The organism is Micrococcus sp. GbtcB5, from assembly GCF_019091605.1.
GTDB classification, from domain to species: domain Bacteria; phylum Actinomycetota; class Actinomycetes; order Actinomycetales; family Micrococcaceae; genus Micrococcus; species Micrococcus luteus.
The window spans coordinates 1-323 of the sequence record NZ_JAGXJK010000128.1 but is presented as its reverse complement, the minus strand read 5'-3'; the positions used below and the strand labels follow the sequence as shown (position 1 = coordinate 323).

At 70.6% G+C, this 323-nt stretch carries 1 protein-coding gene; it reads right to left on the bottom strand.

Annotated elements, in window-relative coordinates; all coding sequences use genetic code 11:
- Positions 1–208, bottom strand: a 208-nt coding sequence (locus tag KVS67_RS11745) for a GntR family transcriptional regulator (RefSeq protein WP_217565423.1), incomplete at its 3' end; no start/stop codon positions are given.
- Between the last annotated feature and the right edge of the window lie 115 nt (positions 209–323).

Sequence of the window (323 nt, the reverse complement as noted above, 5' to 3'; positions counted from 1 at the left end):
CGACGTAGCCGGCGGTCCGGAGCCTGGCCAGAGCCTGACGCAGGGTCATGGCTGCGATGTTGATGTGCGCCGCCAGCGCCTCCTCGGACGGGAGGCGTTCGCCGGCGCGGAGCCGTCCGATGGTGATGGCCTCGATCAGGGTCGAGTACACCTCGTCCGCGCCGATGCGCGTGCCTGCAGGGGGGAGGGGGAGATCGGTGGCGTCCATATACATGCAGACCCTATATGTATTTTTGGGATCCTGCTCGGACCCGGACGGTCCGGCCGCCACGGCGCCGGGAGGGACCGTCCCTCCCCGCGTCGGCGGCCCCCTCCTCCGTCGG